Source organism: Maribellus luteus (assembly GCF_003576475.1).
Taxonomy (GTDB): domain Bacteria; phylum Bacteroidota; class Bacteroidia; order Bacteroidales; family Prolixibacteraceae; genus Draconibacterium; species Draconibacterium luteum.
In genome coordinates this window covers 1-516 of the sequence record NZ_QWGR01000296.1, presented here as the reverse complement: position 1 = coordinate 516, position 516 = coordinate 1, and the positions used below count along the sequence as shown (strand labels likewise).

The 516-nt window shown below is 64.7% G+C and carries 1 protein-coding gene; it reads left to right on the top strand.

The genetic code is table 11. From position 1 onward, the window contains the following. On the top strand, positions 1-516 hold a 516-nt coding region (locus tag D1614_RS25185), incomplete at both ends, for a 2,3-bisphosphoglycerate-dependent phosphoglycerate mutase (RefSeq protein ID WP_119440551.1).

The window sequence follows — 516 nt, the reverse complement described above, 5'->3', positions numbered from 1 at the left end:
AAAGTCAATGGAACGCCGACAACCGTTTCACGGGCTGGGCCGATGTGGACCTGACCTCGTCGGGCGAAGCACAAGCCGAAGCTGCGGGTAAGTTGCTTCGCGATCACAGCGTCGACGTGGAGACCGCTTTGACGTCGATGCTGACCCGCGCGATACGAACACTCTGGATCGTACTTCACGCCAGCGACCAGACCTTCGTGCCTGACGGGAAGGACTACTTGCTGAACGAACGGCACTACGGCGCCCTTACCGGTATGGACAAGGATGAGGCGGCGCATCGATTTGGCGCCGACCCCGTGGCGCGCTGGCGCCGTGGCTTGACCGATCGTCCGCCGCCGATGGCCGGACCCGACCACGCCGAACTTGCTCGGGACCGGCGCTATCGCGGAGTGGCCGTCCCGCGCACCGAGAACCTCTACGACGTCATGCAACGGATTTCTGCCTGGCGTCGGAATACGCTGGGCCCGGCCCTCGCCATCGGGACGGTCCTGGTCGTCGCGCACGGCAACAGTCTTC